Raw genomic sequence first — 21,950 nt, forward strand, 5'->3', positions numbered from 1 at the left:
CCCACGAAACGAACAGAGGTATCAAATTCTCAGAACGCTGTATCGGATATCAGAACGATGGACAGCACACTCCTCAAAGGCCTGACGGTTCTGGAGCACATCGCAGCCAGCGACGCGCCTCGTGGCGTCAGCGAGCTGGCTCGGGCGCTTCAGCTCACCAAGAGCAATGTCCACCGGACGCTGCAGACGCTGGTGGCGGCCGGCTATGTCCGCGCGACGCCGAGCGGCACCTACGAGTGCACGCTGAAGCTGTTCGAGTTGGCGAGTTCGGTGCTGTCTCGCGTCGACGTGCGGCAGGTTGCGGAGCGATTCATGCGCTCCCTGGCCGAGCAGACCCAGGAGACCATCCACCTCTCGCTGCTCGACAAGGCCGAGGTGATCTATCTGCACAAGATCGAGAGCGCGCATCCGGTGCGCGCCTATTCCTCGATCGGCGGCCGCGCACCGGCCTATTGCGTGGCCTCGGGCAAGGCACTGCTGGCCTATCAGGAGGGCGCGCTGGTGCATCTCTCCGATCCGCTCGCCGCCCATACCTCGCGCACGATCACGGATCTCGACACCCTCCGGCAGGAGCTGGAACAGGTGCGGGTCCAGGGCTTCGCGATCAATCGCGGCGAATGGCGCGAAGGCGTCTGCGGCCTGGCTGCGATCGTTCACGACGCCATGGGCAAGCCCGTGGCCGCGATCGGCATCTCCGGCCCCGCCGACCGCCTCGATCCCACGGCGCTGCGCCGCTTCAGCGACGTGGTGGTCGACGCGGCGCGCGGGCTGTCGCGTGCGCTGGGCTACAACCCCATCGCCCTGGCGCCGCGGCCCGTCCGCATCGGCGGCCTGGGCGCATTCGTCTGATCGAAGGAGACGAGCTTGCGACCGCTTACCGGTATCCGGGTCATCGAGTTCTGCAGCGTCGCTGCCGGCCCGTTCTGCGCCATGCTCCTCGCCGACATGGGCGCCGACGTCATCAAGGTGGAAAACCCGGATGGCGGCGACACCATGCGGGCCTGGCCGCCGATCAGCGAGGGCTACAGCGAGAACTTCGCATCGCTGAACCGCAACAAGCGCTCCGTCACCCTCGACCTCAAGGATCCGGACGGCAACGCCAAGGCGCGCGACCTGATCCGCTCGGCCGATGTGGTGCTGGAGAACAACCGCCCCGGCGTGATGCAGCGCCTCGGGCTCGACTTCGCCACGGTGAGCGCCGAGCAGCCGGGCCTCGTCTATTGCTCGATCTCGGCCTTCGGCCAGGAAGGCCCGCGCTCGCGAGAGGCCGGCTTCGACCTGACGCTGCAGGCGATGAGTGGCGTGATGAGCGTCACCGGCGAGCCCGGCGCCCCTCCGGTGAAATGCGGCGTGCCGATCTCGGATTTCGGCACCGGCCTCTATGCCGCCTATGCCATCGCCTCGGCGCTGCTCCAGGTGCGCGACGGCGGCCAAGGCACGCATGTCGACGCCTCGATGTTCGGCGCGTCCCTCGCCATGGGCGCCCTCCAGACCAGCCAGTATTTCGGCAGCGGGCGGGATCCGGAGCGCCTCGGCTCGGCCCATCCGCGCAATGCGCCCTACCAGGCCTTCCGGGCCAAGGACGGCTACATCGCCATGGCGGCGGGCAACAACGCACTCTATCGCGCCGCCTGCAATGCCATCGAGCGGCCGGACCTGATCGACGATCCGCGCTTCGCCTCCACGGCCCTGCGCGCCGAGCACCAGAAAGATCTGCTCGAGATCCTGGAGGGGGATTTCGCGAACCACGGCTGCGAGGACCTGCTCGCGCGCTTCCGCAAGGCCGGCGTACCCTGCTCGCCGATCAACGGCTATTTCGATGCGCTCGCCGATCCGCAGGTGGCGCATATGGGCTGGGTCCAGCCGATCACGCTGCCGTCGGGGGTCGAGACCAAAACCTTCGTGTCGCCGCTGAAATTTTCGGGCGAGGGCTTCCCGATCTACCGGCAGCCGCCAGCGCTCGGCGAGCACAACGACGAGGTGTTCGGCGAGGCGAAGACGGCTGCTTTGGCGAAGAGCGCGTGATGGACGAGCTTCTCATCGAGCGCGCCGGCACCACGCTGACGCTGACGCTCAACCGCCCCGACAAGATGAACGCGTTTTCGGGCGCGCTCGTCGAGGCGCTCCTCGCCCAGGTGCAGGAGGCCGCTGCCTCGGGCGTGCGGCTCCTCGTCCTCAAGGGGAACGGACGCAACTTCAGCGCCGGCTTCGATTTCGGCGGCTACGAGGAGCAATCGACCGGCGACCTCGTGCTGCGCTTCATCCGGATCGAACAGCTTCTGCAGGCGGTGCGCTATGCGCCCTTCGATACGCTGGCCCTGGCCCATGGCCGGAATTTCGGCGCGGGCGTCGACCTGATCTGCTCCTGCGCCCGACGCGTCGCCGACCCCGCCGCGACCTTTCGGATGCCCGGGCTCGGCTTCGGGCTGGTGCTCGGCACGCGCCGCTATGCCGAGCGCGTCGGATCGACCCGCGCCCGCGCCATCCTCGGGGACGGCCTCGTCTTCGATGCGAAAGAGGCCCTGGCCGACGGCTTCCTGGCCCGCCTCGCGCCGAGCGCCGAATGGGCGGACATCGTGTCGACCAGCTCGGAGACCTCGACCCAGCTCACGCCCGAGGCGGCTGCCGCCCTCTACGCCGCGACCGCCACCGACACCCGATCCCAGGATCTGGCCGAACTGGTCACCTCCGCCGCGCGGCCGGGGCTGAAGGAGCGCATCCGCTCCTACCGCGCCGCCTGACCGCCCTTCGCTCGGGAGACATCCTCGTGAGTTCCGGTACCTCGAAAATCGTCCCGCTGGCGGATCTCGCCGCGCGGATCACCGATGGCAGCTCGATGGCGCTCGGTGGCAGCTTTCTCCACCGCGGCCCCTTCGCGCTGGTGCGCGAGCTGATCCGCCAGGGCCGCAAGGAGCTGGAGGTCATCAAGCAATCCCCCGGCTACGATATCGACATCCTCTGCCGGGCCGGCGCGCTCGCCCGCGCACGGGCCGGCATCGTCGCCATGGAGGGCAATTTCGGCCTCGCGCCCTGGTATCGGAAGACCGTCGAGAAGGGCGAGATTCGCCTGGAGGAGCATGCCTGCGCGACGCTGACGGCGGGCCTGCGCGCCTCGGCCTTCGGCGTGCCCTTCATGCCCTGCGGCGGCATCCATGGCTCGGACCTGCCGGCGCTGAACGGCTGGCGGCAGATCGAGGACCCCTACGGCACCGGCGAGTCGGTCTACGCCATCCCCAAGATCACCCCCGATTTCGCAGTGATCCTCGCCAACGAGGTCAGCGAGGAGGGCGATGTCCGCGTCTACGGCACCTCGCATTGGGACCGGATCATGAGCCGCTCGGCCAAGCGCGTTCTGATCGTCGCGGAGAAGATCGCGCCGAGCGCCTCCTTCCGCGATCAGCCCGAGCTGACGCTCGTGCCCCACTTCCTCGTCGAGGCGATCAGCGTGGTCGAGAATGCCGGCTGGCCGGGCTCGTGCTGGCCCCATTACGAGGTCGATTACCCAGCCGTCGAAGCCTACATGAACGAGGCAGAATCGGTGCTGAAGGCCCATCTCGACGCGGCCCCCGAGGCACGGGAGGCAGCCCATGCGTGAGTGGTCGGGCTTTTCCTTCATCGTTACGAATCTCGCGCGGTTCGTGCGCCCCAACGAGATCACCTTCAGCGGCGTGAACTCGGCCCTGCCGATGCTCGCCTGCCTGCTCGCCAAGCGCGCCTATGATTTCGACTTCACCTACATCAACGTCGCCGGCGGCGTGGACCCGCGCCCCTCGAAAGTGCCGATCTCGAGCTCCGACCCGGTGCTCGCCGAAGGCTCGCGCTCGATCTTCTCGAACGAGGACTTTTACGACCTCTGCACCCGCGGCCAGATGGATCTCTGCTTCCTCGGCGCGGCGCAGGTCGATGGGCTCGGGCGCACCAACGTCTCGGTGATCGGCGACTGGCACGCCCCGAAGGTGCGGCTCCCCGGCGGCGGCGGCGGCGCGGTGATGCTGCCCACCGCCCGGCGCGCGGTGACCTGGCGGACCGAGCATTCGAAGCGCACCCTCGTCGAGACCCTCGATTTCGTCACTGCGTCCGGCGGCATGCATGGCGTCGTCACGCCGATCGCGGTCTTCACGAAGCGCGACGGCCGGCTCGTCCTGTCGTCCTGGCATCCGCAGGCGAGCCTCGACGAGGTCCGCGCCCGCACCGGCTTCAGCTTCGAGGCCGACGGCGCCGAACCCTCGGCCTGGCCGAGCGAGGCGGAAGCCTCCGGCCTCTCCGCGATCGACGCGGATGGCAGCTTCGAACGCGACGCGGCGATCAAGCTGCGCTGACACCCAGAACAATCGGTAGGAGTAGGGACATGGCGGAGTCGATCAGCGGGCGCCTGCGCGCGGCGATGGCGCGCTATGCCTCGGCCGGCCTGACGGCGATCACGATCCCCGAGACGGTCGGCTACGGCGCGCTTCGGGACACGATCGACGCCTATGCCGCCGGCTTCCACGCCTGGGGCGTCGCCCGCGGTATGACGGTCGGCGTGATTGCCCCGAAATCCCTCGCCGGCATCGCAGCCTATTTCGGTGCGATGCAGGCCGGGGCCTGCGCCTGCTTCCTCGAACCCGGTCTCGCCCCCGAGGCGCTCGCCGAGCAGGCCGAGGTCGTCGGCATGCGCCACCTCGTCGTGGACGAGACGCTGATCGAGCGTTTCACGGTTCCCGCGCTCGCCGCCCTGGCCATCAAGCCGCTCGCGGCCGTGCGGGGCGAGGGCGCCTATGTCGACGAGGCGCTCGGACCGCAAGACAACGCCATGCTGCTCTTCACCTCGGGCAGCACCGGCCGGCCGAAGGGCGTGTTGCTGCGCCACGGAGCGCTGATCTGCAATGCCGAGGGTGTCCTCAGCCACACCGGCACCTCGCCGGAGGACCGGCTGCTGCACGTGATGCCGCTCCACCATACGAACGGCGTCAACAATCAGCTGATCGTGCCCTTCCTGGCAGGCGCCAGCCTGATCCTCGCCGACCGGTTCAAGCCGGAGATCGCCATCGAGCATCTGCGCCGCGATGGCCCGACCTATATGACCGGCGTCCCGACCATCTATGCGCGGATGCTGCCGCATCTCACGGACGGCGAGCGCTTCCCGAACCTCAAATTCCTGCGCTGCGGCTCGGCCCCGATCACCCCGGCCCTGCACGAGCAGATCGAGGCGGCGTTCGGGGTGCCGCTGGTGGTCTCCTACGGCCTGTCCGAGGCGACCTGCACATCCACCATGAACCCGCCGAAGGCTCGCAAGATCGGCACGATCGGCACCGTGCTCGCGGGCCAGGAGCTGCGCCTGTTCAATCCCGTCACCGACGCGCCCGCGCCCGAGGGCGGGGAGGGCGAGATCCGCATCACCGGCCCGGCCCTGATGGCCGGCTATCTCGGCAGCACCGACCAGCCCATCGTCGACGGCTGGCTGCGCACCGGCGATCTCGGCCGCTTCGACGCGGACGGCTTCCTGGCCATCACCGGCCGGATCAAGGACGTGATCATCCGCGGCGGCGAGAACATCTCACCCGCGCTGATCGAGCGCCAGCTTGCGACGCATCCCGCCATCCGCGATTGCTGCGTCGTGGGCGCGCCCGACGCCGATCTCGGCGAGGTCCCGGTGGCCTTCGTCGTGCTGCGCGAGGGCGAGAGCCTCGACGAAGCCGGCCTCAAGGACTTCATCCGCGGCTCATTGGCTCGGATCTACGTTCCCGCACAGATCCGCAGCCTCGACATCCTGCCGACCAACGGCGTCGGTAAGACCGACCGCAAGTCGCTGAGGAGTTTGCTCGCGGCATAGAGGGCAATCGCCGGCACGGCAGGCCGTCGAAACGTGCCGGCTGAAATCAAAGCGGCGAGTTCGTCAGTTTGTGTTTCGATGATGCTGACCGGGTTCGTGCGGTAAGCTTGTTCCCGTCCGGATCGCGAAGGTAAGCGACAAAGGAGCCGTTCGGACGCTCTGTGGGCGGGCTCTCGATTGCAGCACCACCATGCGCGGTGCCGGCCTCATGCCACGCGAGAACATGGTCGCGGGTCGCTGCAGCGATACCGATCGTCCCACCATTGGCAGCGGTTGCCAGCTTGCCGTCGATGGGTTTCGTGATCATCAGCCGACCGCCCTCGTGCGAATAGATCAGCCGACCCCTGGCATCCACCTTGCCGGGCTCACCTCCCAAAGCGGCGAATGTGGCATCGTAGAAGCCTCGAGCCCGCTCCAGGTCGTTGCTTCCGATCATGACGTGAGTGAACATGCTTTCTCTCTCCAAAGGGACAGGTTCGGCGTGTCGCAGATGACCGCCCAGGCCTCGGCACGGATCGCGGGCGGCCCTGTCGTATTCCTCCCAACTCGGGCCGCCTGCGTCGATTCAACAGGTAGGGAATTGACCCTCTCCGGCACTGGCCTCTGCTTACAGCTTGGAAAATAGGGAGATAGGTTCTAGCGCGTGCCGTGAGCCCGAGCACCGCATGTTCGATTGGAACGATCTCACCTTCTTCCTCGAACTCGCCCGGCATGGGCGGCTGATGCCGGCCGCGCGCCGGCTCAAGGTCGACAACACCACGGTCAGCCGGCGCATCGCCGAACTGGAGCGCAGCCTCGAAGCGAAGTTGTTCCAGCGGGGCTCCGATGGCTTCCAGCTCACGGAAGCCGGCCATAAGCTCTTCGCGATCGCCGAGGTGATCGAGCAGAAGATGCTCTCAGTGCCCGAGGCGCTCGGGCTGCAGAACGCCGAGCTGCCGACAGGCCTCGTCCGAGTCGCCAGCATGGAGGGCATCGCGGCCTTCTATCTGTCGGCCAAGTTCGCCGAGTTCTCCGGGATCATGCCCGGCATCGTCGTCGAACTCGTCACCGAGCGGCATCTGATCAACCTGACCAAGCGCGAGGCCGACATCTCGGTGTCCTTCGTGCCGCCGAATGGGCCACGCCTTCAGGTTCGGCGCGTCGGAGAGTTCCGACTCGCCCTGTTCGCCTCGGAGGCTTACCTCGCCCGGCGCGGCCGGCCGAAGTCGAAGGCCGAGCTGCAGGACCACGACTTCGTCGACTACATCGACGATCTCATCGCCATCGAGCCGGTACACTGGCTGCTCGAAGTGCTCACACCTGCCACCGTGGTCTTCCGCTCCACCAGCATGGCGGCACAGCAAACCGCCGTCGCATCGGGGGCCGGGATCGCGCTGCTGCCGCTCTTTTCGGCAAAAACCAATCCGGCGCTCGTTCCGGTCCTCGCCGAAGACGTGATCGTTCGCCGCGAACTCTATCTCAGTGTCCACGAAGACATAGAGCATGTCGGCCGAGTCCGCGCCGTGACCCGGTTCCTGGCGAACCTGTTCACGGAAGAGGCAGACTACCTGAACCGATTTTAGGCATACCCGGCATGATTGCAGCGGCCATTGCAAATTTTCCGGGTTCGCGGCGCCGATAACCTCTGTTGCTAATGCGGCTACCCAATTCAGGAGCCGCGTCCGATGTCCGTCCAGTACCCGCAATTCAAGGCGGCTGCCTGCCACGTCGCCTCGGTGTATCTCGACAGCACGGCCTCGGCCGAGAAGGCGGTCGCCCTGATCGGCGAGGCCGCCCGTGCGGGGGCCGATCTCGTGATCTTCCCCGAGGGCTACATGCCGGGCTTCCCGCTCTGGGCGGCCCTGCGCGCGCCGATCCTCAACCACGACCTTTTCAAGCGCCTCGCCGCCGAATCCGTGCGCCTCGATGGGCCGGAGATCGGCGCGGTGCGCGCCGCGGCGCGACGGCATGGCGTGCTCGTCTCGCTCGGCTTCAGCGAGAGCACCGAGGCCAGCGTCGGCTGCCTGTGGAACTCCAACGTCCTGATCGGACGGGACGGGGCGATCCTCAACCACCACCGCAAGCTGGTGCCGACCTTCTACGAGAAGCTCATCTGGGCGAACGGCGATGCGCGCGGCCTGCGCGTGGTGCCGACAGAGATCGGCCGGGTCGGCATGCTGATCTGCGGCGAGAACACCAACCCGCTCGCCCGCTACGCCCTAATGGCCCAGGGCGAGCAGGTCCACATCTCAACCTATCCGCCGGCCTGGCCGACCCGTCCCCCCGGCGAGAGCGCCGCCTACGACCTGCGGCGGGCCATCGAGATCCGGGCCGGCGCGCACGCCTTCGAGGCGAAGGTGTTCAACATCGTCTGCTCCGCCGTCCTCGACCGAACGGCCCGGGCGATCCTGTGCGACGGCGACGACGCCCTGGCCGACATCGTCGAGCGCACCCCTGCGGGCGTCTCCATGGTGCTCGACCCGACCGGCTCGCATGTCGTCGAGGCGCATCAGGGGGACGAGACCATCCTCTATGCCGATATCGACGTCTCGGCCTGTGTGGAGCCGAAGCAGTTCCACGACGTCGTCGGCTACTACAACCGCTTCGACATTTTCCGGCTCAATGTCGACCGCTCGCCGCGGGACCCAATCACCTTCGATGCCGCGGCAGTTCAGCCGATCGGTGGGGTCGATAGCCCCGACTTCGGCAGCCCCGATCCCGACCTCCGCGAGCCTGCCCAGCCCCTTCGCCGCACAGGTACCTAATCCTGCTCGATCGCGTCCAAACCTCACGCCAACGGAAGGAAATGCAGCATGCTTTCACCTGACAAGGTCGTCCTTCCGAGGGAGGGCGATGAATTCGCAAGGCTTTCCCGAACCCGATCGCGCATCGCCGTCGCTCTAAGCTTGATGATGATCGCGATGTATTTCGGCTTCATGGCGATGTTCGCCTTCGCGAAGCCGACGATGGGCACGATCCTCGTTCCCGGCCTGTCTCTCTGCATCCTGCTCGGCGCCGGCGTGATCGTCGGATCCTTCCTCCTGTGCCTCGTCTACGTCGTCTGGGCGAACCGTTTCTACGACCCGGCCGTGCGCCGCATCATGAGCTGAGGAGCCAGCAATGCAGGCCGCGAACAACCCACTCGCCATCACCTTCTTCTTCGTCTTCATGTCGCTGACGCTCGGCATCACCTACTGGGCAGCGAAGCGCACACGCACCACGGAACAGTTCTTCGCCGCAGGCGGCCAGATCACGGCCTGGCAGAACGGCTGGGCACTGGCGGGAGACTTTCTCAGCGCGGCTGCCTTGCTCGGCATCGCCGGCATCATCACCTCGAACGGCTTCGACGGGCTGATCTACTCGATCGGCTTCCTGGTCGGCTGGCCGATCATCTCGTTCCTGATCGTCGAGCCGCTGCGCAACCTCGGCAAGTTCACCTTCGCCGACGTCGTCGCCTACCGCCTGCGGCAGCGGCCCGTGCGGATGGCGGCGGCGATCGGCACGCTCACCGTCATTCTGCTCTACCTGATCGCCCAGATGGTCGCGACGGGCTCGCTGATCAAACTGCTCTTCGGGCTGCCCTATACCGTTTCGGTCGTCGTGGTCGGTACGGCGATGCTCACCTACGTGATCTTCGGGGGCATGCTGGCAACCACCTGGGTTCAGGTGATCAAGGCCGTACTGCTCTCGCTCGGCGGTCTCGTGCTGGCGCTGCTCGTGCTCGCACATTTCGACATGAACCCGCTGAACCTGTTCTCCGCCGCCGCCGAGAAATACGGCACGCGGGTCCTCCAGCCGGGGGTCAAGGTCGCGGGCAGCGGCTGGGACTCGATCTCGCTGGGCGTCGGGCTGATGTTCGGGACGGCGGCGCTGCCGCATATCCTGATGCGGGCCTTCACGGTGCCGGACGTCAAGGAGGCGCGCATGTCGATCCTCTACGCCACCGGCATCATCGGCTCGTTCCACCTCTTGGTCTTCGTGATCGGCTTCGGCGCCATGGTCCTCGTCGGCCCCGAGGTGGTGACCAAGGCCGGAGGCGGCGGCAACATGGCGGCCCCACTGCTCGCGCTCACCGTCGGCGGCAACGGCTTCTTCGGCTTCATCTGCGCGGTCGCCTTCGCAACGATGCTCGCGGTCGTCGCCGGGCTGACCCTGTCGGGCGTGGCCACCGTCTGCCACGACCTCTGGGTCAACGTGGTCCGCGGCGGCGATGCCCCGGAGCGCGAGCAGTTGATCGTCGCGCGCATCGCGACGGTGGCCATCGCGGTGCTGGCGGTGTTCCTCGGCATCGTGTTCGAAGGCCAGAACGTGGCCTTCATGGCGGGCCTCGCCTTCGCGGTTGCCGCGGCGGCCAACTTCCCGGCGCTCCTGCTGTCGATCACCTGGAAGCGCTTCACCACCGCCGGCGCCGTGGCCAGCATCCTCGTCGGGACGGTGTCCTCGCTCCTGCTCATCTGCCTGTCGCCCACCGTGCAGGTCGACGTGCTCGGCAAGAGCCTCGCCGCGGTCTCCCAGGCCTGGTGGTTCGTGCCGATGAAGAACCCGGCGCTGATCTGCATGCCGCTGTCCTTCCTCGTCGCGGTCGCCGTTTCGCTGGTGACCGAGGAGACCGGCGCGGAGAGCAGCTTCCGGGAAATGCGTCGACGCATCATGTTCGGCGCCGCGCGGGAGACCGTCGCCGCCGAGTGAAGCGAGCAGCATCGATCCGAGTGAGGAAACGGGGCGCCGAGGAGCGCCCCGTTTTCGTTCGAAGCGGCGAGGCTAACCCCAAGGCTGGGGAGCGGCCTCGACGGTCAGGCCGAGCTTGGCGGCAACGCGCCGCGCGGTCGCCGTGCGCCGGTCCGTGATCGCGGCGACGGAGGCGCGGGCCTGCTCCAGCACGGCGGCCGGCGCCCGCTCCGGCGTCCCGGCATCGAAGGGCGGCTCGGGGGCGTAGGCCATGAAGAGCTGGATCGCCTTCGCCACGTCCTCGCCGCGCAGCTCCGCGGCGAGACGCAGCGCACCGTCGATCCCGGCGGTGACGCCGGCTGCGAAGACCCAGCTTCCATCGAGGACGACCCGCTCATCGACCGGAATCGCGCCGAAGAACGGCAGTAGGTCGAACGAGGCCCAGTGGGTCGTCGCACGCCGTCCCTGCAGGAGGCCGGCCGCCCCGCAGAGCAAGGCTCCCGTGCAGACGGAAAACACGCTTTGCGCGCCGGCCGCCTGACTGCGAAGCCATGCGAGCACGGCCTCGTCCTCCATCAGGCCTTCCTGACCGAAGCCGCCGGGTACGTGCAGCACGTCGAGCTGTGGCGCATCCCCGATGGCGGCATCCGGCGTCAGCACGAGGCCCTTCACGTCACGGACCGGTTCTGCCGTCGTGCCGTAGATTCGATAGGTCGCGTTCGGGATGCGCGAGAGGACTTCGAACGGGCCGGTGAGATCGATCTGGTCGATGCCCTCGAAGAGCAGGGAACCGATCTGCAGGTGAGTGTCGGGCGAAATCATCGTTGCCTCCAATGGACAACCGGAGACTATCGCGGCAAGACTTGGCGCGAATGCCAAACACCCCTCATTTCTCGCCAAAGCCCCCTCGCTCCGTCGAGGTGCTTGCCTTCGAAGGCGTGCAGGTGCTCGACGTCACGGGCCCGCTTCAGGTCTTCGCCTCCGCCAACGAGCATCTCGCCAAGGCGGGGCAAGCCCCGGCCTATCGGCTGCGCGTCGTCGCGAAGGGCGGCGGCGCCGCACTGTCCTCGGCAGGCCTGATGCTCGCGACCGAGCCGCTGCCCGCGGCCGGCGAGGTTGTCGACACAGTCGTCGTCGCTGGCGGCCCCGGTGTCGATGCCGCTGGAGCCGACCCGGAGTTGATCGACTGGGTGCGCGACCGGGCGGGGCGTGCGCGACGCATCGCAACAGTATGCACGGGCGCCTTTCTCGCGGCGGCGTCAGGCGTCCTGGATGGCCGGCGGGCCGTCACGCACTGGTCGTTCTGCGATGCTCTCGCCAGGCGCTTTCCGGCCGTGCGGGTAGAGCCCGATCCGATCTTCCTGCGTGATGGGCCTGTCTGGACTTCAGCGGGCGTGACGGCCGGCATCGACTTGGCGCTCGCCCTGGTCGAGGAGGATCTCGGCGGCGAGATCGCCTTGGCAGTGGCACGCTACCTTGTCGTCTTCCTCAAGCGACCGGGGGGGCAGGCCCAGTTCAGCGCGGCTCTGTCGTTGCAGACGGCTAGGGACCGCTTCGCCGCTCTGCACCGTTGGGTGCGAGCAAATCTCACCTCAGATTTGTCCCTGTCGGTCATGGCCGCACAGGCGGGAATGAGCGAGCGCAGCTTCAGCCGGCGCCATCTCGAAGAGACGGGCGTGACGCCTGCCCGCGCCGTCGAGCGGCTGCGGGTCGAGGCCGCCCGGCAGATGCTGACCGATACGCGTCAGCCCGTGAAGCGGATTGGTCAGCTATGCGGCTTCGGTTCCGAGGAGACCATGCGCCGGAGTTTTCTGCGCCATTTGGCGAGCGCACCGCAAGATTATCGCTGTCGCTTCAGCAAATTTCAATAAACAAAGTGAGTTTAAATTACTATTGAACCAAATCTACCGAGCTTGCATTGCAAACATAGTCGAGCGAAGCGGCTGAACGCAGCGCCAGCAATGCCTTGCCGACGGCGTCGGGCTCGGCCGAGGAGACGATCGCGCACGATGGTGTGATCGCGGGTGCCGCCGAGCCAGCGGTGATCGCGAACCGTGGAATTGCACCGATCACGACATGATGGTGCACGCGTCCCAGCGTCGCTGGCGAAAGATTTGACCAAGCCGCTGGTGAATGCCACCGCCGATCTGAAGGTTGTTGCTGGTTCCACACTCACGATCTGAAATATTCCAGATACTTGCTTCCGGCAAACAACGATCCGACCAACCCCGCTCTGCATCCTGGGCGCTTGGGTTGATTGCGAGCACGATGTCCCGCGAAGACCGAAAGCCGATTTATGCACTCCAAACCGGCGAGTTTGGCTAAACCACGCAAGCGGAGCTGGGCCATCTGGCTCTTGCTGGCCCTGATCGGTGTGGGCAGCTACCTCGCTTGGAGTAAGCTCGGCGATAGGACTTCCCATACGAAGCCGACGACGCAAGGACAGCCGCCAGTTCCCGTCGAAATCGGCACCGTGGAAAAGGGGCCCTTCGACGAAGTCCTCGCCAGCCTGGGCACCGTGCAGGCGTTCAACACCGCCCAGGTCCGCACACGGGTCGACGGGCAGATCCAGGCCGTCGCCTTCAAGGAAGGACAGATCGTCCGGGCCGGTGATGTCCTCGTCCAGGTCGATCCTCGACCCTACCAGGCGAGCCTGGACCAAGCGAAGGCCAAGAAGACCCAGGACGAGTCGACCCTGAAGAACGCCCGGGCAGATCTCGAACGTTATACGAAGCTCGGCGACTACGCCTCGCGCCAGCAGACCGACACCCAATCCGCGACGGTGAACTCGCTCATCGCACAGGTCGCGTCAGACCAGGCCATCATCGATAACGCGCAGACACAACTCGGCTACGCCACCATCCGCGCGCCGTTCGACGGCGTCGCCGGGTTCAGGCTGGTCGACGTGGGCAACATCGTCAACGCTTCGGCCCAGACCGCCATCGTCACGATCACGCAGGTCGAGCCGATTTTCGTGGTTCTCACGGCGCCCGAAGATCAACTGCACGAGATCACAGCGGCGCTGGCCAAGGGCATCGTCCCGGTCGAGGCCTGGAGCACCGACGGGCAGTCGAAGCTTTCGGAGGGGCGGCTCTCGCTTCTCAACAACCAGGTCGATACCGCCACAGGCACAATCCGGCTCAAGGCCGTGTTCGAGAACAAGGACCATGCGCTCTGGCCGGGCCTCTCAGTTTCGACCCGGATGCGCATCGGGGTCGTCCAGGACGCGGTGACGATTCCGGACGACGCGGTTCAGCACGGACCGGGTGGCTTGTTCGCCTTCGTCGTGAACGAGAGCGACACGGCGCACCAGCAATCCGTTAAGGTCGGGCGCTCGAACCTTGGGCGAACGCGCGTGCTCGGTGGCCTCAATCCCGGGGAGAGGGTCATCACCGCCGGGCAGTCCCGGGTCACGCAAGGCGCCAAGGTTGCGCAGAAGCGCTCGGACGGGGCGACGCGGATCGGCATGACGCAGCCCGCCGACGCTGCGGCCGGAGCGCACTGACATGAAGGCTGGCATTTCCGGCTACTTCATCCGCTACCCGGTTGCGACGACGCTGATCATGGTCGGCATCCTGTTCCTGGGTGTCGTCTCGTATCCCTTGCTCGGTGTCGCTCCCCTTCCGCAGGTGGACTTCCCGACGATCCAGGTGACGGCGCAGTTGCCAGGCGCCAGCCCCGAGACGATGGCGTCGTCGGTCGCGCAGCCCCTGGAACGGCAGTTCTCGCAGATCCCGGGCGTCGCGCAGATGACCTCGTCGAGCTCCCTCGGGATCTCGGCCGTCACCGTGCAGTTCGACCTGAACCGCAACATCGACGGCGCCGCCAACGACATCCAGGGCGCGATCAACGCCGCAGGCGGCCAGTTGCCGAAGAACCTCCCGAGCCCGCCGACTTACCGCAAGGTCAATCCAGCCGACTCGCCGATCCTGCTGCTCTCGGCCGTATCGGACAGCCTGCCGATCACCGAAGTCGACGACGCCGTCGACATCCAGCTCGCCCAGCGCATCAGCCAGATCTCCGGTGTCGCGCAGGTGACGATCGGCGGTCAGCAGAAGCCCGCGATCCGCATCGAAATCGATCCGGCCAAGCTCGTGGCCAAGGACCTCTCGCTGGAGGACGTGCGCACGCAGCTCTCGCTGACCACCGTCAACAACCCGAAAGGCAGCTTCGACGGAACGACACGCAGCTACACAGTCTACGCCAACGATCAGCTCACGGCCGCGAAGGACTGGAACGACGTCATCGTCGCCTATCGCAACGGGGCACCGCTGCGGGTGCGCGACATCGGCACCGCCGTGGCGGGCGCCGAGGACACCAAGCAGGCCGGCTGGGCCGGCGGCAAGCGCGGGGTGTTCCTCGTCATCTTCAAGCAGCCCGGCGCCAACGTCATCGACACCGTCGATCAGATCAAGGCGCAGTTGCCCCGGCTGACGGCGGCGCTGCCGGCCGGGATCAAGGTCGAGACGCTGAGCGACCGCACCCAGACGATCCGCGCGTCCGTGCAGGACGTTCAGTTCACCCTTCTGCTCACCATCGCCCTCGTTGTCGGGGTGATCTTCGTGTTCCTGCGCAGCGTGTGGGCGACGATCATCCCGAGCGTCACCGTTCCGCTGGCGCTGCTCGGCGCCTGCGCCCTGATGTGGCTCGCCGGCTATACCCTCGACAACCTCTCGCTCATGGCGCTGACGATCGCCGTCGGCTTCGTCGTCGACGACGCCATCGTGGTCCTCGAGAATATCAGCCGATACGTCGAGGAAGGCATGAAGCCGCTCGAAGCGTCGCTGAAGGGCGCCGGCGAGATCGGCTTCACCATTGTCTCGATCAGCATCTCGCTGATCGCTGTCCTGATCCCGCTCCTGCTGATGGGAGGCATCATCGGGCGGCTGTTCCGGGAATTCGCCGTGGTGCTGTCGATGACGATCGCCGTCTCGGCCTTCGTGTCGCTCTCGTTGACGCCGATGATGGCCTCGCGCTTTCTCAAGCCGCACGACCAAGTCCAGCACGGCCGGCTCTACCGCGTCAGCGAACGCTGCTTCGACCTGCTGCTCGCCGCCTACGAGCGGGCACTCGACGTCGCCCTTCGGTTTCGATTCATCACGCTGCTGACTTTCTTCGCGACGCTGGGGCTGACGGTCTACCTGTTCGTCATCATCCCCAAGGGCTTCTTCCCGCAGCAGGATACCGGCCTGATCATCGGCGTGACCGAGGCCGGCCAGGACATCTCGTTCCAGGCGATGAAGCAGTCGCAGGCCGCGGCCGGCGCGATCATCCAGGCCGATCCGGGTGTCGCCACCGTCGCCATGGTGGTCGGCGGCAACGGGCAGGCCCTGAATTCCGGCCGCATGTTCATCACCCTGAAGCCGCGCGACGAGCGCGACGCCAACGCCTTCCAGATCATCAGCCGGCTGAGGCCGAAGCTCGACACGCTGGTCGGCATGAAGGTCTTTCTCCAGGCGCAGCAGGATGTTCGCACCGGCGGCCGCACCAACCGCACCCAGTTCGAGTACACGCTTCAGGACCCGGACCTGTCCGAGCTGAACACCTGGGCGCCGCGCATTCTCGCGCGGATGAAGACGCTTCCCGAATTAAGGGACGTCGCGACCGACCAGCAGACCAGCGGCACGACGCTCACATTGAACATCAACCGCGACGCCGCCTCGCGTTTCGGCATCACGCCGCAGCTCATCGACGACACACTCTACGACGCGATCGGTCAGCGGCAGATCGCGCAGTACTTCACCCAGCTCAACAGCTACCACGTCGTCCTGGAGGTGCTGCCCGCACTCCAGGGAACACCCGACAGCCTCCAGAACATCTACGTCAAAGCGCCGAATGGCGGCGGGCAGGTTCCGCTCGCCTCCTTCGCGAGCTGGACCACGGATCCGGTTCGCCCGCTGGCGATCAACCACCAGGGCCAGTTCCCAGCGGTGACGATCAGCTTCAACCTCGCGCCGAACGTCGCGTTGGGCGAAGCCACGGCGGCCATCGACCGCGCGAACCGAGACCTACAAGTCCCGGCTACGCTCTCGACCGGGTTCCAGGGTACCGCCCAGGCGTTCCAGCAATCACTGAGCACGGTGCCACTGCTGATCCTGGCCGCCTTGTTCGTCGTCTACCTGATCCTCGGGGTGCTCTACGAGAGCTTCATCCACCCGATCACGATCCTCTCGACACTACCATCGGCCGGCGTCGGTGCGCTCGCGATCCTACTGTGGTTCGGCTACGATTTCAGTCTGATCGCCCTGATCGGGATCATCCTGCTCATCGGCATCGTGAAGAAGAACGGCATCATGCTGGTCGACTTCGCGATCGTGGCCGAGCGGACCGACAATCTCGCCCCTGAAGAGGCGATCCGGCGCGCGGCTCTGCTGCGGTTCCGTCCCATCCTCATGACGACGATGGCGGCCCTGCTCGGCGGCATTCCGCTGATGATCGCCACCGGCACCGGCTCCGAAATCCGCCAGCCCCTCGGCTTCGCCATGGTCGGCGGCCTCGCCGTCAGTCAGATCCTAACGCTGTTCACGACGCCCGTGATCTACATCTATCTCGATCGGCTGGCCCATCGCTTTTCCTCCAAGGCCAGTGACGTGGAGGGACCGGCCGACGTCGAGGTCGTCCGAGGACCGCGAGTGCTCCGAGCGGCAGAGTAGGCCAAAATATATAGGCGCGTCGGCCCGAAACCGCGTGGCCAGCCCTGTCGTCGAGCGCGGCTCGCGTAACCTTATTAGCGCGAATGGATCAACACCTGCGGCTGGTAACGTTATACATAAAGCTCCAATCGACTTGGCGAGAGCTGGTTGGATTGCAGCTTCCGATTGGAAGCCTAATTTGATACGATAACGACAGTTTTTGTGGCCAAGAAAATTTATCGCTGCAATGATACCCATCGCCTATTGCCGAAATATACCGCCTGACATGAAAGTGTCACAAACTGCGCAAACTGATGCTCAATAACAACAATAGTGTTGCATTTTTGCACTAAATATTTCAGGGTATTCGATTCGCTGCATTGCACCAAAGTTATCTGGCAACTTATCTCATGCTCTGGTAGCCAGCGCAAAATCTGCAATGTCTTGGAGAAGGATCGTGAGCAATCGCGATATTTCGCACGAGTCGCGTCTTGAAAGCTTGCTGCGAGAAGCACTACGGGTGACCGAATCTAAGGGGTCATTTCGCTTACGCGTGCTCCTTGAAATGGCCTTGATCGAGGCGGGTCGCGCGCCATCGGCGCATAACCCGCAACGTCAGAACGAGCCTACTGCCGCAGAACCAGCCACAAAGCTGGTCTAGCGCTGGGCGTAATCTATACAAAACAGTCACGGAGTTAGCTGATGCTCACGCGTCGCGCCGGGTGATGATACAAGTTATCCGCTCAATAGACACTTTAGTTATCAATGTGGGCGTTCAACTCATCCCTCTAAAAAAGCCTCTTTCGAAAAAATCTTAGCGCAACGCGGTGACTTCATTCAATGGATAAAGATCTAGGTTTGGCGTAGCGCCCATAGGATTGCTGCCGAGAGCCGCGCTGGGACCGAGGGCACCTCAGCCAAATGTGATCGATTTTCTCATTCAAATTGAGAAAAGTATTAAGGTCAGATTAGCTGGAACATTTTGCTTTATTAAGTTTTTTTTAAACGAAGATTTGATTGCCTCATCAAATATGTAACTGCAATTATTTTAGAAAAATGTCGTATGCAAGATGTAATCAGAATGTATTGGCCAATATTGCTTGAAAATGTTATCGTTCTTAAGGCTTTGGAGCCCTTAGGGAAGCAAGATCGGCCGCATCCGCATTTCCTCGGACGGCTTTGAGGCGGATATCGAAGGCGATATGCGTCGACGCTAAAATTCCGATCCTTCGATCCGTAAGCGGAATCGCTTTGTAAGCCCCGTGTAACCACGGCGCTCAAAATGGACGAGGAGCGCTTTCAACGTAGCCGGACAAGCAGTGTCTTTCGACGGAGATAGAGTGGTGCCGGTTGCGGGACTTGAACTCGCGACCTACCGCTTACAAGTGGATCGATCGGTTTGTTTGGCAAATGTACTGGGCTTCGTCTCATTCGACGTAATTTCGCGAGTTTGCCAGCGTACCTTTTATTTAGTCGAATCGCAGCGAATGTGAAATTTAGCGGATTTCTTAGCTCCGTGCGTTCTAGCGTGTTGCCGCGTGACAGTAACCACACATGTAACCGCGGCTCCAAAGGAGCCATTGCAAATTAGCTTCCCCCTCTCGGCCGCCTTCGATGGGGTGGTGTAGCGGATGCCGGAAGTTGGCCGAAAGCGGAACGGCTGCTTTGGCGGATAGAAAACAGATTGCGGACATTGCCAGCGCGTCATCGGCGTCCGGGATTAGCAAGTCCTGATCTGCAATTTGTGCGAGCGTCGCGGAATACACGGCGCTCAAGCGCCAATCGATCCAATACGCGCGGCAGACCAAGCTGAGACCGAAGCGCCCCATCTTTCGATCATTAAGGCAGATCGAAACGATCAAAACATTCTGTTGGAAAGAACGAACGCAGAGGCCGAGTTTGGGTGGGCAGATCGGAGCCATCCATGACCGCGCCCAGACGAGCAGACCCCTTTCAAAAGCTTCGCCACGCCACCCAGCGGATCCTCCCTGGCTTCGGCTTGTGTATCGTCGTCACTGCTGCAGCGCTCGGCTTGGAGGCGGCAGAGGGTCACCTGTTTGGTCGGGCTTGGCTGGAGGCGCTCGTGCTGGCGATCCTGCTCGGCACCGCGCTGCGCACTGCCTGGACGCCTCCAGAGCACTTCTTTCCCGGCATTGCGTTCGGTGCGAAGACGGTACTGGAGATCGCCGTCGTTCTGCTCGGTGCTTCGCTGAGCCTTGGGACGCTTCTGGCGGCAGGCCCCGGCCTGCTCGTCGGTATCGCCGCGGTCGTGGCGCTTGCTATCGCCGCCAGCTACGGTATCGGCCGGGCGCTCGGGCTGCACCATCGCCTTGCGATCCTCGTCGCCTGCGGGAACTCCATCTGCGGCAATTCTGCCATCGCCGCAGCCGCGCCGGTGATCGGCGCCGACGGAGAGGACGTCGCGTCGTCCATCGCCTTCACGGCTGTCCTCGGCGTCCTCGTCGTTCTCGGCCTGCCACTGCTCGTACCGCTCTTCGGCCTTTCGCCGATGCAATACGGCGTGCTCGCGGGGCTGACGGTCTACGCGGTGCCGCAGGTTCTGGCAGCGACGGCTCCGGTCGCCGCCTTGAGTGTTCAGGTCGGTACGCTGGTCAAGTTGGTGCGTGTCCTGATGCTCGGCCCGGTGGTGCTGGCGCTCTCGCTCGGCGCGAGCCGGCTCCGTGAAGAGGCGGACGTCCCCGCTCCGCATTTCACCGCCGGCGAACGCCCGCAGAAGGGAAGCGTCGCCATTCACCACCTCGTACCATGGTTCATCCTCGCCTTCCTCGGTCTCGCTGGACTGCGCTCGGCAGGCCTGATTCCGCAGGCCGCGCTCTCTCCAATCGCAGAGATCGCCAACATCCTCACGATCGTCTCGATGGCTGCCCTCGGACTCGGCGTGGATGTCCGTAGCGTCGTCGGCGCGGGTCCACGCGTCACGATCGCCGTGGTGGCCTCCCTGGTCGCCCTGACCGGAGCGAGCCTTGGCCTGATCCGGCTACTCGGGATCGCATGAGGAACACCCACCGTTGCACTCGAACATAGGAGTTTCAGTCGTGAACAGCCGTCAGACCATCAAAACAACCGACAATGCCCGCGAGGGCGAAACGAGCGGCCGTATGCGCTGGGTCCTGGTCTGGACGTTGATCCTTTCCGTCGTGGCTATCGGCACCGCGTGGCTGACCATCGTTTGAGCAGCGCGACCGCTCGCCAGAATTCATGAAGTAAAGGGAGGAGACATTGATGAGACGATCGTTCGAAACGCGGCTGAATCGGCGCGCGGTGATCGGAGGCATCGGCTTCGGCGGACTTGCCGCTTCTTTCCCGGCTTGGGCCGCTGGCTCGGTCAAGCTGCCGCTGCCCGGCGGCCCGGATGAGCGCCAGCTCACCACGGCCTTTCCGGGCAAGGGCGAGATGATCCTGCAGCGGACTCACCCGCCGCTATTGGAGACGCCGTTCGAGGTGTTCGACCAGGGCGTGTTCACACCCAACGACCGCTTCTTCGTGCGCTGGCACTGGGCCTCGATCCCAACCGAGATCGACGCCGACGCCTTCCGGCTGAAGGTGCATGGCGCGGTCGAGCGCGAGCTGTCTTTGTCGCTGAACGACATCGCAGAGCTCCCGCGCTTCGAGATTGCGGCGGTCAACCAGTGCTCGGGCAACTCGCGCGGACTCTTCGAGCCGCGCGTTCCCGGTGCTCAGTGGGCGAACGGCGCGATGGGCAATGCGCTCTGGACCGGCGTCAAGCTCAAGGACGTGCTCGACAAGGCAGGTGTGAAGTCAGACGCCGTACAGGTCCGGTTCGATGGTCTCGATGCTCCGGTCGTCGACGAAGCCCCGGACTTCAAGAAGTCGCTCGACGTCGCCCATGCCCAGGATGGCGAAGTGATGATCGCCTACGCCATGAACGGCGAGCAGTTGCCGATCCTGCACGGCTTCCCATTGCGCCTGATCGTGCCGGGCTGGTTTTCGACCTACTGGATGAAGATGCTGTCCGACATCGAGGTGCTCGACAAGCCGGACGAGAACTACTGGATGAAGACCGCCTATCGCATCCCCGATACACCCGGCGCCAACGTGAAGCCCGGCGAGAAGGGTTTTCCGACGGTGCCGATCAACAGCATGGTACCGCGCTCGTTCCTGACGAACCTCAAGGCCGGCCAGCGCGTGGCGGCAGGCAGCCCGATCGCGCTGCGCGGCATCGCGCTCGGTGGCGATTGCGGGGTGAAGTCGGTGGAGTTTTCCTCGGACGGTGGCAAGAACTGGTTCCCAACGCAGCTCGGGAAGGACGAGGGCCTCTACAGCTTCCGTCGCTTCGACGGCTCGCTGCCGTCGCTCGCAGCAGGCTCGGTCGAGGTGAAGGTCCGCTGCACCAACACCAAGGGTGTGGTGCAGCCGGACGCGGCGGTCTGGAATCCCGGCGGCTTCATGCGCAATCCCATCGAAACCGTCGCGATCACGGTCGCCTGAGAGGAGGATCAGATATGGGACGCATACTCCTCGCCGCCATCATCGCGATCGGCGCTGCTCCGGCATTTGCCGAAGGGCAAGCACCCAAGCCGATGACCTTCACCTCACAGAAGATCGAGCTGCCGCAGAGTGAGCGGATGTTTCCAGGCGGTCCCGAGGCCGAGGCGATCAACAACAACTGCCTCGCCTGCCACTCGGCCGGCATGGTGCTGACACAGCCCAAGCTGACCAAGGCGCAATGGACGGAGACCGTGAACAAGATGGCGAAGGTTTATCACGCGCCGGTCGCGCCGGAGGATTCGGCAGCGATCATCGACTACCTCACGAACCTCAAGCCGCAACCGTGATTGCCATCCGCTCGGGGACCATTGGGCCCCGAGCGCGTTTCA

Annotated in this window: 19 protein-coding genes; 17 read left to right on the forward strand and 2 right to left on the reverse strand. The window is 65.0% G+C overall.

The genetic code is table 11. The features are described from left to right. Positions 1-57: 57 nt before the first annotated feature. From GGR33_RS03835 to GGR33_RS03860, 6 genes are read left to right on the forward strand one after another with little or no spacing between them, the layout of a single operon-like run. Positions 58-849 (forward strand): IclR family transcriptional regulator, encoded by a 792-nt coding sequence (locus tag GGR33_RS03835; RefSeq protein WP_183502021.1) that lies wholly within the window; start codon positions 58-60, stop codon positions 847-849. Between the two features lie 15 nt (positions 850-864). Then, positions 865-2,025: a CaiB/BaiF CoA transferase family protein gene (locus GGR33_RS03840; protein WP_183502022.1), complete on the forward strand. Its 1,161-nt coding sequence runs from the start codon at positions 865-867 to the stop codon at positions 2,023-2,025. Further along, on the forward strand, positions 2,025-2,741 hold the full coding sequence (locus GGR33_RS03845) for an enoyl-CoA hydratase/isomerase family protein (RefSeq protein ID WP_183502023.1): 717 nt from the start codon (positions 2,025-2,027) through the stop codon (positions 2,739-2,741). Before GGR33_RS03840 ends, GGR33_RS03845 begins: the two co-directional genes overlap by 1 nt. 26 nt (positions 2,742-2,767) lie before the next feature. Continuing rightward, the gene (locus GGR33_RS03850) at positions 2,768-3,595 is read left to right on the forward strand and encodes a CoA transferase subunit A (protein WP_183502024.1); all 828 of its coding nucleotides are present in this window, start codon (positions 2,768-2,770) and stop codon (positions 3,593-3,595) included. Beyond that, complete coding sequence (locus GGR33_RS03855) at positions 3,588-4,319, forward strand: CoA-transferase subunit beta (protein ID WP_183502025.1); 732 nt, start codon at positions 3,588-3,590, stop codon at positions 4,317-4,319. Before GGR33_RS03850 ends, GGR33_RS03855 begins: the two co-directional genes overlap by 8 nt. 29 nt (positions 4,320-4,348) lie before the next feature. Next, a complete protein-coding gene (locus tag GGR33_RS03860; RefSeq protein WP_183502026.1) occupies positions 4,349-5,812 on the forward strand; it encodes a class I adenylate-forming enzyme family protein in 1,464 nt (487 codons plus the stop codon). 46 nt (positions 5,813-5,858) lie between these two features. Here the strand turns inward: GGR33_RS03860 and GGR33_RS03865 are convergent, their stop codons facing one another. Continuing rightward, complete coding sequence (locus GGR33_RS03865; protein ID WP_183502027.1) at positions 5,859-6,263, reverse strand: VOC family protein; 405 nt, start codon at positions 6,261-6,263, stop codon at positions 5,859-5,861. A gap of 214 nt (positions 6,264-6,477) precedes the next feature. On the opposite strand from GGR33_RS03865, the gene GGR33_RS03870 reads away from it, so the two are divergent. The 4 genes from GGR33_RS03870 to GGR33_RS03885 all read left to right on the forward strand — a co-directional run bounded on the left by GGR33_RS03870 (position 6,478) and on the right by GGR33_RS03885 (position 10,480). Then, positions 6,478-7,374: a LysR family transcriptional regulator gene (locus GGR33_RS03870; RefSeq protein WP_183502028.1), complete on the forward strand. Its 897-nt coding sequence runs from the start codon at positions 6,478-6,480 to the stop codon at positions 7,372-7,374. 102 nt (positions 7,375-7,476) lie between these two features. After that, a complete protein-coding gene (locus tag GGR33_RS03875) occupies positions 7,477-8,556 on the forward strand; it encodes a carbon-nitrogen hydrolase family protein (protein ID WP_246412759.1) in 1,080 nt (359 codons plus the stop codon). Between the two features lie 48 nt (positions 8,557-8,604). Then, a complete protein-coding gene (locus GGR33_RS03880) occupies positions 8,605-8,901 on the forward strand; it encodes a DUF485 domain-containing protein (RefSeq protein ID WP_183502030.1) in 297 nt (98 codons plus the stop codon). A 10-nt stretch (positions 8,902-8,911) separates the two neighbouring features. Continuing rightward, positions 8,912-10,480 (forward strand): solute symporter family protein, encoded by a 1,569-nt coding sequence (locus tag GGR33_RS03885; protein WP_183502032.1) that lies wholly within the window; start codon positions 8,912-8,914, stop codon positions 10,478-10,480. Positions 10,481-10,552: 72 nt separating this feature from the next. Here the strand turns inward: GGR33_RS03885 and GGR33_RS03890 are convergent, their stop codons facing one another. Then, entirely contained in the window at positions 10,553-11,281 is a 729-nt protein-coding gene (locus GGR33_RS03890; RefSeq protein ID WP_183502033.1) for a DJ-1/PfpI family protein, read from the reverse strand. 50 nt (positions 11,282-11,331) lie between these two features. Here GGR33_RS03890 and GGR33_RS03895 point away from each other — a divergent pair, with 50 nt between their 5' ends. From GGR33_RS03895 to GGR33_RS03925, 7 genes are all read left to right on the forward strand, one after another. Further along, positions 11,332-12,330, forward strand: a complete 999-nt coding sequence (locus GGR33_RS03895; RefSeq protein ID WP_183502034.1) for a GlxA family transcriptional regulator — start codon at positions 11,332-11,334, stop codon at positions 12,328-12,330. Positions 12,331-12,755: 425 nt separating this feature from the next. Continuing rightward, positions 12,756-13,964, forward strand: coding sequence for an efflux RND transporter periplasmic adaptor subunit (locus GGR33_RS03900; protein ID WP_183502036.1), 1,209 nt, complete (start codon positions 12,756-12,758; stop codon positions 13,962-13,964). Between the two features lies 1 nt (position 13,965). Continuing rightward, positions 13,966-17,112 carry an efflux RND transporter permease subunit gene (locus GGR33_RS03905; RefSeq protein ID WP_183502037.1) on the forward strand — a complete coding sequence of 1,049 codons (3,147 nt, stop codon included), beginning with the start codon at positions 13,966-13,968 and terminating at the stop codon, positions 17,110-17,112. A 1,903-nt stretch (positions 17,113-19,015) separates the two neighbouring features. Further along, positions 19,016-20,107 carry a YeiH family protein gene (locus tag GGR33_RS03910; protein WP_183502038.1) on the forward strand — a complete coding sequence of 364 codons (1,092 nt, stop codon included), beginning with the start codon at positions 19,016-19,018 and terminating at the stop codon, positions 20,105-20,107. Positions 20,108-20,147: 40 nt separating this feature from the next. Then, complete coding sequence (locus GGR33_RS03915; RefSeq protein WP_183502039.1) at positions 20,148-20,285, forward strand: hypothetical protein; 138 nt, start codon at positions 20,148-20,150, stop codon at positions 20,283-20,285. 49 nt (positions 20,286-20,334) lie between these two features. Beyond that, positions 20,335-21,561: a molybdopterin-dependent oxidoreductase gene (locus GGR33_RS03920; protein ID WP_183502041.1), complete on the forward strand. Its 1,227-nt coding sequence runs from the start codon at positions 20,335-20,337 to the stop codon at positions 21,559-21,561. 14 nt (positions 21,562-21,575) lie between these two features. Continuing rightward, positions 21,576-21,908 carry a cytochrome c gene (locus tag GGR33_RS03925; protein WP_183502043.1) on the forward strand — a complete coding sequence of 111 codons (333 nt, stop codon included), beginning with the start codon at positions 21,576-21,578 and terminating at the stop codon, positions 21,906-21,908. Positions 21,909-21,950 lie beyond the last annotated feature (42 nt).

Origin of the sequence: Methylobacterium brachythecii (assembly GCF_014196345.1) — a bacterium.
Classification (GTDB): Bacteria; Pseudomonadota; Alphaproteobacteria; order Rhizobiales; family Beijerinckiaceae; genus Methylobacterium; species Methylobacterium brachythecii.

Excerpts from the sequence above, each read along its gene's own strand:
- GGR33_RS03835 (WP_183502021.1), top strand. The coding sequence starts at position 58 with ATGGACAGCACACTCCTCAAAGGCCTGACGGTTCTGGAGCACATCGCA.
- GGR33_RS03845 (WP_183502023.1), top strand. The coding sequence starts at position 2,025 with ATGGACGAGCTTCTCATCGAGCGCGCCGGCACCACGCTGACGCTGACG.
- GGR33_RS03855 (WP_183502025.1), top strand. The coding sequence starts at position 3,588 with ATGCGTGAGTGGTCGGGCTTTTCCTTCATCGTTACGAATCTCGCGCGG.
- GGR33_RS03860 (WP_183502026.1), top strand. The coding sequence starts at position 4,349 with ATGGCGGAGTCGATCAGCGGGCGCCTGCGCGCGGCGATGGCGCGCTAT.
- GGR33_RS03865 (WP_183502027.1), bottom strand. The coding sequence starts at position 6,263 with ATGTTCACTCACGTCATGATCGGAAGCAACGACCTGGAGCGGGCTCGA.
- GGR33_RS03870 (WP_183502028.1), top strand. The coding sequence starts at position 6,478 with ATGTTCGATTGGAACGATCTCACCTTCTTCCTCGAACTCGCCCGGCAT.
- GGR33_RS03875 (WP_246412759.1), top strand. The coding sequence starts at position 7,477 with ATGTCCGTCCAGTACCCGCAATTCAAGGCGGCTGCCTGCCACGTCGCC.
- GGR33_RS03880 (WP_183502030.1), top strand. The coding sequence starts at position 8,605 with ATGCTTTCACCTGACAAGGTCGTCCTTCCGAGGGAGGGCGATGAATTC.
- GGR33_RS03885 (WP_183502032.1), top strand. The coding sequence starts at position 8,912 with ATGCAGGCCGCGAACAACCCACTCGCCATCACCTTCTTCTTCGTCTTC.
- GGR33_RS03890 (WP_183502033.1), bottom strand. The coding sequence starts at position 11,281 with ATGATTTCGCCCGACACTCACCTGCAGATCGGTTCCCTGCTCTTCGAG.
- GGR33_RS03895 (WP_183502034.1), top strand. The coding sequence starts at position 11,332 with ATGCCAAACACCCCTCATTTCTCGCCAAAGCCCCCTCGCTCCGTCGAG.
- GGR33_RS03900 (WP_183502036.1), top strand. The coding sequence starts at position 12,756 with ATGCACTCCAAACCGGCGAGTTTGGCTAAACCACGCAAGCGGAGCTGG.
- GGR33_RS03905 (WP_183502037.1), top strand. The coding sequence starts at position 13,966 with ATGAAGGCTGGCATTTCCGGCTACTTCATCCGCTACCCGGTTGCGACG.
- GGR33_RS03910 (WP_183502038.1), top strand. The coding sequence starts at position 19,016 with ATGACCGCGCCCAGACGAGCAGACCCCTTTCAAAAGCTTCGCCACGCC.
- GGR33_RS03920 (WP_183502041.1), top strand. The coding sequence starts at position 20,335 with ATGAGACGATCGTTCGAAACGCGGCTGAATCGGCGCGCGGTGATCGGA.
- GGR33_RS03925 (WP_183502043.1), top strand. The coding sequence starts at position 21,576 with ATGGGACGCATACTCCTCGCCGCCATCATCGCGATCGGCGCTGCTCCG.